Genomic DNA, 10653 nt, shown 5'->3' with positions numbered 1-10653 from the left:
GGATCAGGGCGAGCAGGGGGAGGACGAGGAGCCAGGCGACGCGGGGTTCGTGGTGGGTGTGGCCCTCGTCCGCATCGCGGCCCTTGTGCCTGCGTGCCCGCCCGCCCTCGGCTCCTACAGCGCGACCCGCACCGGCACGGCCCTCCAGGAACCCCTCGCCTACCCCGCCCTCCCGGCCGCCGACCCGCTGCCCCTGAGCGTGGTCGACTACGCGGGCCGCGCCGTCTACGACCACGGCCGCACCCTGCGGGGCCGCCAGGTCCGGCTCACCGGCTTCCTGGCCCTGGACCGCGACGGCACCCCCTACCTCGTCCGCATGGCCCTCAACTGCTGCGCCGCCGACGCCCAGCCGGTCAAGGTCGCCCTGACCGGCCGGATCCCGCCGGTCCTCCAGCCGGACACCTGGCTGCAGATCACCGGCACCTACACCCCGCGCCGCGCCGAGGACCCGGTCAACGGCCGTCCGATCCCGTTCATCGACGTCACGGAGGCCAAGCCGGTGGCGGAGCCGACGGATCCGTACGACGAAAGCTGGAACAGCTGACGGGTGCCTTCTCTTGCCGCTCCCCGGGACGCCCCCTACGCTGAATCTGATGGACCGTCAGATTCGGGAGGCATGGCGTGGCCAGTACCGAGAGCGGCACGAAGGACCTGCCCAAGGTCATCAGCGTGGACGACCATGTGATCGAGCCCGCGCATCTCTTCGAGACCTGGCTCCCGGCCAAGTACCGGGACCGGGGCCCCAAACCCCTCACCGCCGGAATCGGCGAACTCGAGTACATCGGCGGGAAGTACCGGTTCACCACGGACCCGGACGGCCAGCTCACCGACTGGTGGGAGTACGAGGGTGACCTCTTCCCGTACAAACGCATCATCGCGGCCGTCGGCTTCTCCCGGGACGAGATGACGCTCGACGGCATCACCCGTGAGCAGATGCGGCGCGGCTGCTGGGACCCCAAGGCCCGGCTCGCGGACATGGACATCAACCATGTCGAGGCCTCGCTCTGCTTCCCGACCTTCCCGCGCTTTTGCGGCCAGACCTTCGCGGAGGCCAAGGACAAGGAGGTCGGGCTGGCCTGTGTGCGCGCCTACAACGACTGGATGGTCGAGGAGTGGTGCGGCGACAGCGGCGGCCGGCTGATCCCGCTGTGCCTGATCCCGCTGTGGGACATCGACCTCGCGGTCGCGGAGATCCACCGCAACGCGGCGCGTGGGGTGCGTGCGGTCACCTTCAGCGAGATCCCCACCTATCTCGGGCTGCCGTCCATCCACTCCGGCTACTGGGACCCGTTCTTCGCGGCCTGCGAGGAGACCGGCACGGTCGTCAACATGCACATCGGGTCCTCCTCGCAGATGCCGGCCGCGTCCCCCGACGCCCCGCCCGCCGTGCAGGCCTCGCTGAGCTTCAACAACGCGATGGCGTCGATGATGGACTTCCTCTTCTCCGGGGTCCTGGTGAAGTTCCCGCGGCTCAAACTCGCGTACAGCGAGGGCCAGATGGGCTGGATCCCGTACGCCCTGGAGCGCGCGGACGACGTCTGGGAGGAGCACCGGGCGTGGGGCGGCGTGAAGGACCTCATCCCCGAGCCGCCGTCGACGTACTACTACCGCCAGATCTTCTGCTGCTTCTTCCGCGACAAGCACGGCATCGAGGCGATCGAGACGGTCGGCGTCGACAACGCGACCTTCGAGACGGACTATCCGCACGTCGACTCGACCTGGCCGGAGACCAAGCGGGTGGCCGAGGAGCACGTCGGCGGGCTCTCCGACGAGGTCGCCTACAAGCTGCTGCGCGGCAACGCGATCCGGATGCTCGAACTCCCCTTTGACCAGGAGGATTAGGACGACCCGGTTGCCGGGCAGTCCCGTCGTGCGGGGCCAGGGCCATAGCCGGGGGTCGTACGACGGGAGCGCGGATGAGGGTCTCCATCGACCGGAACCTCTGTTACGGCTCTGCCGAGTGCGCGCACCGGGCACCGGCGGTCTTCGACTTCGTGGACGACTACGGCGTCGTGCGACCGGGACGGGAGGGCAGCGGCGACGACCCGCAGGTGCGGGAAGCCGTCGAGCAGTGCCCGTCCCAGGCCATCTCCTTCACCGACTAGCAGGCGGGTACTGCCAGCCGGACGCCGCCAGTGCCCGCGCCCTGGCGGCCACCACCGCCATCCGGGCCTGCCGTTCCGCCGGGTCGACGTGCGCCGCCTGGCCCGTCGCCTGGCCGTCCCACTTCCGGTAGAGCAGCCCCGCCTCAGCCGTGAACCAGCCCCGGCTCACGGCGCCCAGCGCGAGCAGCAGGCCCGTGTCCTCCGAGGCCGGCAGGGCCATCCAGCCGCCGAGCGCGAGCAGGAGGTCCCGGCGCATGCACAGGGTCGCCGGGTGGACCTGGGCGCGGAAGTCGTTGGCCTGCCAGAAGTCGAGTACGGCGCCCGGTGCGATGGGCCCGTCGTCGGGGTCGCCGGGGAAACCGGCCGTGCTGCCGTCCGGCAGGAGGTCCAGGGCCCGGGAGGTCGTCCAGCCGACGGAGGGGTCGGCCTCCAGGACGGCGAGGTCACGGGCCAGCGTCCCCGGGGTGAGCCGGTCGTCGGCGTCCAGGATCTTCACGTACTCGCCCTCGGCGTGCGCCAGCGCGAACGTGCGGGCCACACCCGGGCCCCCGGGGCGGCCCTGACGGAAGGTCACCCGAGGGTCGTCGGGGACGTGCGGGCGGACCTCGTCCGTGCGCCCGTCCTCCTGGATCACCCAGTGCCACTCCCAGCCGGGCGGCAACTCCTGTGCGCGCAAGCTCGCGTGGGCCTCGGGCAGGAATCCCGCCGAGGGACCGTGGACGGCGGTGACGACGATGACGCGCCGGGGCATGGCGTCGTTCACCACCTTTCCCTCGTGCGACTCAGCACGCACGACTCAGCACGCACGGATCGGCTCGTACGACTCATCACGTCGGACATGATCGGACATGAGAAGACCCGATCGCTGGCGACGGGGGATGCACCAGCGATCGGGCTGTCCACAACAGTAACAAGGCTGCCTGCCTCGTGGGAGCTGCCTGATCGGCTGCGACCAGGGGTGTGATCGGGATCACGGAAACCGCTGTCCGCCGAACCCGCGTCGACGTCACTTGTGTTGCAGCCCCGTCACTGAGCGCACCGGGCTAGCTCGCGCACGGCGGTTCGTACGACAGCCGGGGCAGGTACTCGTGCCACTTCTCCCGGGTCAGCACACCCTGTGTGGTCGAGCAGACGCGGCTGATCGCCTGGTCCACGTCCAGGTTCCACAGCCGCACGGTGTCGGTGCCGCTGGAGACGCCGAGCATGTGACTGGTGGGGCTGAAGGACAGGAAGTTGCCCGTCTTGGCGTTGGGGCTCATCGCCTGGCCGATCGCGGAGGCGTCGGACGGGCTGGAGACGTTCCACAGCCGGACCGTGTTGTCGTTGCCGCCGCTGGCCAGATAGCGCCCGCCCTTGCTGAACGTCAGCGACACGACCGCCTCGGTGTGACCGGTGAGGGGGGAGCCCAGCCCGGTCGCCGCAGCCGGGTCGGTGACGTCCCAGAGCCGCACGGTGTCGTCGTCGCTGCCGCTGGCCAGCGTATGGCCGTCCTGGCTGTAGTCGAGCGCGTTGACCGGCCCGCTGTGGCCGGTGAGCCTGGCCAGCGCCCTCGGCCGGTCCGGCGCGGTCACGTCCCACAGCCGCACGGTGGAATCCGCGCTGCCGCTGGCCAGGGCGCGGCCGTCCGGGCTGAAGGCCAGGGAGTTGATGTAGCCGGTGTGCCCGGTCAGCGGTGCGCCGAGCGGGACGACATGGGAGGGGTCGGCGACGTTCCACAGCCGGATCGTGCGGTCGTCGTAGGCCGTGGCCAGGGTGCGCCCGTCCGGGCTGAACGCCAGGGCGTCGGGGCCCATGAACCGGGTGCGCAGGGTGAGGGGCGGGCCGAGGGAGACGGGCCGGGCCGGGTCGCCGATGTCCCACAGATGGACCGCGCGGCTGCCGGTCAGCACCGCGAGGGTGCGCCCGTCGGGGGAGAACACCAGGGAGCGCTGGCCGCCGTCGCCGGGCATGAAGGGCCTGTTCAGCAGGACGGGCCGGGCGGGCTTTGCCACGTTCCACAGCCGGACGCTGCCGTCGCGTGCGGCCGTGGCGAGCACCTTCCCGTCCGGCCGGAACGCCCCGCCGCGGCCGATCATGTCCGACGTCGGGATCGACCACAGCCGGACCTTGCTGTCGCCGCTGCCGGTGGCCAGCGTGCGGCCGTCGGGACTGAAGCCCAGCGCGTACATCTCCCCGCTGCTGCCCGCGAGGGGTTCGCCGACCTGGGAGGGATACGCCGGGTCGCTGACGTTCCACAGACTCGCGGTGCTGTCCGCGCTGGCGGCGGCGAGCGTGCTGCCGTCGGGGTCGAAGGCCACCGACCAGATCGGGCCGGTGTGGCCGGTCAGCGGCGCGCCGAGCTGGTGGCCGTGGCGCGGGTCGGCCACGTCCCACAGCCGGATCGTGTCGTCCGCGCTGCCGCTGGCGAGCGTGCGGCCGTCCGGGCTGAAGGCGACCGAATGCACCAGGTCGGTGTGGCCGGTGAGCGTGGCGAGCTGCTTCGGGCGGTCCGGCGCGGCCACGTCCCACAGCCGGACGGTGTCGTCGTCGCCCCCGGCCGCGAGCGTGTCGCCGTCCGGGCTGAACGCCACCGACCGTACGGCGGCGTCGGCGCCGGTCAGCGTGGCGAGCGCTTTCGGCCGCCGCGGATCGGCCACGTCCCACAGGCGTACGGTGCGGTCCTCGCTGACGGAGGCGAGGGTGCGGCCGTCCGGGCTGTAGGCGACCAGGTAGATCGTGCCCTCGTGCCCGGTCAGGGGCGCGCCGATCGGACGCGGCCGGCTCGGCCGGGTCACGTCCCACAGCCGGACCGTGCCGTCGTCGGCGGCGCTGGCGAGGGTGCGGCCGTCCGGACTGAAGACCGCGCTGCTCACCCAGCTCTTGTGCCCGGTCAGGGGCTTGCCCAGGGGCCGGGGCCGATCCCGGTCGGACACGTCCCACAGCCGTACGGTCCGGTCGTAGCTGGCGGTGGCCAGGAGCCGTCCGTTCGGGCTGAAGGAGGTGAGATAGACGGCGCCGGTGTGGCCGCGCAGGGGCGTGGCCAGCGGCGCGTTCACGATGGAGATCAGCCTGCTGGAGGTGTCCTCGTCGTCCGGGCGCAGCCGGTGCGCCACCAGGCCGAGCTGGGCCGACAGCGAGGGGTCGGTGTACTGGAAGCGGTCGGCCTCGGCGAGCACCTGCGCGAACACGGCGTCGTCGCGCTGCTGCCAGGCCACCACCGCCGCGCCGACGGCCACCATCACCAGGGCGACCAGCGCCGCGACCGCGCTGCGCATGATCCAGACCGTGCGCCGCCGCAGCCGGACCGAGGCGGCCAGGAACTCCACCGCGCTGCGGGTCAGGAACGTGTCCCCGGCCGACCGCGCCCAGCCGCGCGCCTGCTCCAGCCGCGAGCCCCGGTACAGCAGCGACGAGTCACGGTTCGAGCCCTCCCAGGCCCGGCCGTCCTCCTCCAGCTGCTGGCGCAGCAGGTTGCCCTGCCGGTCCTCGTCGATCCAGTCCCGCAGCCGGGGCCAGGCGTGCAGCAGCGCCTCGTGCGTGATCTCCACGGTCTCGGCGTCCAGCGTCACCAGCCGCGCCCGCACCAGGGCTTCCAGCGACTCCTCCGTCTTGCCGGGATCCGTGGACTCCGCCGCCAGCTGGCGGCGCGTGCCCCGTCGCCGGGTCGTCTGGGTGTCCTCGCCGAGCCTGACCAGCCTGAGCAGCAGCAGCCGGGCCGCCGAGCGGGCCGCCGGGTCGAGGCCGGACCAGGCGCGTTCGGCGGTGGCCGCGACCGCGCCCTGGATGCCGCCCGCCGCGCGGTATCCGGCCACCGTCAGCCGGCCCCCCTTGCGGCGCTGCCAGGTGGCGAGCAGCGCGTGCGACAGCAGCGGCAGCGCGCCCGCGTCATGTGTCCCGCGCGGCCCGTCCGCGCTCACCTCCCGCACGATCAGCTCCGCCAGCCCCGGCTCCAGTTCGAGGCCCACCGCCTTGGCCGGCCCGGTCACCGCCTCCCGCAGCTCCGGCGTGGTCAGCGGCCCGAGCACCATGTGCCGGTGCTGGAGGGCGTCGGCCAGCTCCGGGTGGCCCAGGCACTCCTCGTAGAAGTCGGCGCGGATGCCGAGGACGACGAGGACGGGCGGCGGTTCGCCGGGGCCCGCGGGGGTGCAGGCGGCCTGGAGGAGCTTGACGAAGGTGCGGCGGTCGGATTCGTCGGGGCAGAGGGTGAAGGTCTCCTCGAACTGGTCGACGATCAGGACCGCGGGAGCGCCGGCGGAGCCCTCGCGGCGGGCCCAGGCGGCGACGGCCTCGCGTGTGGCGTCCAGGAAGCCGGCGCACGGCTCCCGGGCGTCGGACTCATCGGGCTGCGCCGGGCCGCCCGGGTCCTGCGCGTCCGCAGGCTCCTGCACGCGGTCCGGGCCCGCCGACGCGACGACGTCCGTGAGTTCCGGGATCCGGCGGGTCAGTTCGGCGAGCGGATCGCCGCCCGGCACGAGCTGTACGACCGCACCGCCCCCGGTGCTCCGACCGCCCAGCGCGCCACCGCGCAGGGCCGGCACCAGGCCGGCGTTCAGCAGGGAGGACTTCCCGGCGCCCGAGGCGCCGACGAGCATGACCAGGCCGCCGCTCTTCTCCACCGCGCGCAGCTGGGCGACCAGGGCCTCGGTGCCGCGCTCCCGGCCGAAGAACCAGCGGGCGTCCTCCTGCCGGTAGGAGGCGAGCCCCCGATACGGGCACACCCCGCCGGACATCGCGGGGACCTCGACCGGAGTCTGCTCCTCCTCTTCCCCGACCGTCGCCCGCTCCCACAGCCGCTGCCACTGCCCCAGGTCGTACAGCCCGGCGGACACCGGTATGGGCCGCTCGCGGCGCGCCTGGGGGATCAGTACATGCAGGACGGCCGACAGGGCGGCGAACTGGGCGGGTACGTTCCTGGCGCGGCGCCAGTCGCTGATCCGCTGGGCGGAGACCCGTACGGGCCGCCCTCGCTCGTCGACCCGCTGGAGCCGGACGACCGCCTCGGCCACGCTCTTCAGGGGCGGGTTGCCGGCCTCCTTGTAGAGCAGCGCGAGCCGTTCGGCGAAGGCAGTGCGCGCCGACGACTCGGAACTCAAGGCCTGCACTCCTTTGGTCAGCCGCACCTGGGCATCCGGACCGGAAAACTCACTTTATACGGCTGACCTGCGGTTAATGCGGCGTCCGGAGACCGGAACCTCCTCGCCGGCACCCTCGGCTGGCAGGATCATGACGCAAACGCGCGGCTCTCGCGCGTCGCCCAAGCGGGCCACCAGCCCGGAGCTGAAAGACACCACTCATGGCGCCGAATGTTCTCGGACACCTTCCGCAGGACGGACTTTCACGGGATCTCCTTCCGCGGGAGCCGAAAGCACGTCGCGCCGCCCGAATCCTGCTCGATCCGAACTGACCCGCCGGCCCACCGGCCGGCAGGTCGAGGATCGACGCCGCCCCGCCGTTCGGCACCGGTCCCCACGAGGGGAGGGACCGGTGCCGGACGATGCGGTCGGGGCCGGGCACCGTGCTCAATCCCGACAAGCTCGGGCACATGAGTCCGGTGGCGGACGCCTGGGCGATCACCGGCCGGCAGCGCCGAGTCCTCGACCACCCTGCCCGCCGACATGAGGTGCTTGAGGGGCCTTGCCGGTGATCGGGTCGGTGAACAAGTCCAGTCGCGTGTCCATGCCGTGCTCCCTTGGCCGTCGTAGTGGCTACACCCCCATGACGAGGCGGCCCGAGCCCCTGTGACAGGGGCGAAGGTGACGCGCGTCTGCCTCCCGGAAAGCGGAGGTGGGGCGCCTTTCGGACCTTGGCGCGCAGGAACGCGGCAAAGCTGTGATGGTGGTGGGGGGAGCTGGATCCCCGATCGCGCAGGGCGGTGAGCGTGGTGGCGACGAGCGACGAGAACCGGGACGCAGCGGCCACCGCCGACGTCGATCCGCTGGGCGACCCGTTCCTGCGGACCCGGTTCGCCCTGCCGGCCCGGCCGGACACCTTCCTGCGGCGCGAACGCCTGGTCGAGCACCTCGACCAGGCGCTGCTGACCCCCCTGACGATGGTCAACGGCGCCGCCGGAGCGGGCAAGACCCTGCTGGTCGCCGACTGGGCGGCGGGCCTGGACCGGCCGGTCGCCTGGCTCACGCTCGACCCGGCACTCCAGGGCCCCGGCATGTTCTGGGCCCATCTGCTCCAGGCCCTGCGCATCAGCGGGGTGCCGGTCGCCGACGACATCGGCTTCCCCGCCGACGCGAGCCGGGTGAGCCGCACCTTGCTGACCCGGCTCGCCGCGCAGCTCGGCGACAACGGGCGGATCGTGACCGTGGTGCTCGACGAGTACGACCGCGTGAGCGCCCCGGAGATCTCCGAACAGCTGGAATTCGTGCTGCACCACGCCGGGCCGGGGCTGCGCCTGGTCATCGTCACCCGGACCGAGCCGTTGCTGCCGTTGCACCGCTATCGCACGGCCGGCGCGATGACCGAGATCCGGGGCGCCGAGCTGGCCTTCACGCCCGAGGAGACCGTCGCCCTCCTGGACCGGCACGGGCTGCGCCTCCCCGTCCACGCGGCGGACGCCCTCGTCGACCGCACCCGGGGCTGGGCGGCCGGGCTGCGGCTGTGCGCCCTGGCCGCGCGGCAGCAGCCGGACCCGGAGATCTATCTGAAGGAGTTCGAGGCCGGGCACAGCGCGGTCGCCGACTTCCTGCTGGCGGAGGTCCTCAAACGGCAGCCGCCCCCCACCCAGGACCTCTTGCTGCGGGTCAGCGTCCTGGAGCGCTTCTGCGTCGGGCTGGCGGGCGAGCTGACCGGGCGGACCGACGCCGAGTCGATCCTCGCCGGGCTGCACCGCGAGAACGCCTTCGTCGAGGACCTCGGGCACACCTGGTACCGCCTCCACCCGCTGTTCCGGGAGATCCTCCGGGCCCACCTGCGCGAGCGCTGCGCGGACCTGGAACCGGAGCTGCACCTGCGCGCCGCGCACTGGCTGGGGCGCTCCGGGCTGCTGCCGGAGATGCTGGCCCACGGCGCGGCCGCGGGGGAGTGGGACTTCACCGCCCGCGCCTTCGTCGACGACCTGGCGATCGGACAGCTCTTCACCGGCCTGCGCTCCGACGACCTGACCGAGCTGTTCGCCGGCATGGGCCCCGAGACGACGAGCGCCGCGGCGGACCTGGTCCGTGCGGCGGGCGACCTGTCCCGGTGCGACCTGGATCAGGCACTGGCCCATCTCCAGCACGCCGAGCAGCAGTTGACCGCCGACGGCCCCGGCCCCGCGGCGGCCCAGCTGAGCTGCGCCCTGCTGCAGGCCCTGGCGGCCCGCCTCGCCGGGTCCCCCCGCCGGGCGGAGCAGGCCGTAATGACCGCGCGGGAGCTGGAGCACGAGGTCCCCGCCCAGCTGCTGGACAAGCACCCCGAGCTGCTCGCGCTGCTGCTGACCCACCTGGGCTCGGCGCGGCTGTGGGCCGGGCGCTTCGACGCGGCGCGCGACGCGCTCAGCACCGTGGCCGACGGCACCGCCGGCGCCGCGACGGCGCTGCCGCGGGAGGAGTCCCTGGAGCATCTGGCGCTCATCGACTACCTCGACGGCTGGCCGACCCGGGCGGAGCGCAAGGCCGTCGCGGCGATGACCGAGACGGAGCGGTTCAGCCTGCCCCGGGCGTCCGTCTCCGCACTCGGGTGCCTGGTCCTGGCCGCCGTCGCCGTGGACCGGGGCGAGCTGAGCGAGGCCGAGGAACTCCTCGACCGGGCGAGCCGGTGCGCGCCGCGCGACCCGGTGACGGCGGCGGGCCGGTCCATCGCGACCGCCCAGCTCCTGCTGGCCCGGGGCAGGGCGCGCGCCGCGCTCGCGGCCACCGAGGCCGCCGTGACCGCAGATGTGGCCTCCCCGTGGGAGCGCGGCCACGCCGCGCTGGTCGCCTCGGCCGCCCACCTGGCCGAAGGCCGGCCCGACGAGGCGGCGGAGGTGCTGGAGCAGGTGGCCGCCGAGCAGCCGGCCTGTGCGGTGGGCGCGGCGCGGGCCCGCCTCGCGGCCGGCGACCCGGACGCGGCCCTGCGGCTGCTCGACGCCGTCGGCGCCGGGGAGCGCACCGGCCCGGCGGTGCTCGTGCGGGCCACGCTGCTCAGGGCGCAGGCCGCGAACGCGGCGGGGGACGTCGTCACCGTGCGCAGGCTGCTCGCCCGGTCACTGACGCAGGCCCGGCGCGAGCGGCTGCGGCTGCCCTTCCTGGAGGCGGGGGCGTGGCTCGGGCCGTATCTGGCCGGCCCACCGCTGCACGGGCTGGCCGCGGGCTGGCTCACGCCGGGGCCCGCGTCCGACGAGCCCGGGCCGCTGCTGGTGGAGCACCTGAGCGGACGGGAGCGCGACGTGCTCCAGCGGCTCGCCCAGATGATGTCGACCGAGGACATCGCCGCCGATCTGTATGTCTCCGTGAACACGGTGAAGACCCACCTCAAGAGCGTCTACCGGAAACTGGCGGTCAACCGTCGGGGCGACGCCGTACGACGAGCCCGCGAACTGCACCTGCTGTGACGTCCCCACGGCCTGACGTCCCGGCGTCCGCGGCCGGATACCCCCGAC

6 protein-coding genes are annotated in these 10653 nt (G+C 73.4%); 4 read left to right on the top strand and 2 right to left on the bottom strand.

Annotated elements, in window-relative coordinates:
- From EAO75_RS39705 to EAO75_RS39695, 3 genes are all read left to right on the top strand, one after another.
- Positions 1-544 (top strand): TIGR03943 family putative permease subunit (locus tag EAO75_RS39705; protein WP_148000559.1); only part of this gene is annotated, 544 nt, incomplete at its 5' end.
- A gap of 77 nt (positions 545-621) precedes the next feature.
- Positions 622-1842: an amidohydrolase family protein gene (locus EAO75_RS39700; protein ID WP_147999902.1), complete on the top strand. Its 1221-nt coding sequence runs from the start codon at positions 622-624 to the stop codon at positions 1840-1842.
- A 74-nt stretch (positions 1843-1916) separates the two neighbouring features.
- Positions 1917-2105, top strand: a complete 189-nt coding sequence (locus tag EAO75_RS39695; protein ID WP_147999901.1) for a ferredoxin — start codon at positions 1917-1919, stop codon at positions 2103-2105.
- Here EAO75_RS39695 and EAO75_RS39690 read toward each other — a convergent pair.
- Both EAO75_RS39690 and EAO75_RS39685 read right to left on the bottom strand, forming a co-directional pair.
- Positions 2095-2856: a glycosyltransferase family 2 protein gene (locus EAO75_RS39690; RefSeq protein WP_148000558.1), complete on the bottom strand. Its 762-nt coding sequence runs from the start codon at positions 2854-2856 to the stop codon at positions 2095-2097. The genes EAO75_RS39695 and EAO75_RS39690 overlap by 11 nt on opposite strands.
- Before the next feature lie 292 nt (positions 2857-3148).
- Positions 3149-7186, bottom strand: coding sequence for a WD40 repeat domain-containing protein (locus tag EAO75_RS39685; RefSeq protein ID WP_148000557.1), 4038 nt, complete (start codon positions 7184-7186; stop codon positions 3149-3151).
- A 770-nt stretch (positions 7187-7956) separates the two neighbouring features.
- Between EAO75_RS39685 and EAO75_RS39680 the strand changes: the two genes are divergently transcribed.
- A complete protein-coding gene (locus tag EAO75_RS39680; RefSeq protein WP_410092711.1) occupies positions 7957-10605 on the top strand; it encodes a LuxR C-terminal-related transcriptional regulator in 2649 nt (882 codons plus the stop codon).
- Positions 10606-10653: the final 48 nt, after the last annotated feature.

This window comes from Streptomyces sp. UW30 (assembly GCF_008042075.1).
GTDB lineage: Bacteria > Actinomycetota > Actinomycetes > Streptomycetales > Streptomycetaceae > Streptomyces.
The sequence above is the reverse complement of the archived record's forward strand: the minus strand, read 5'-3'. Positions and strand labels throughout refer to the sequence as shown.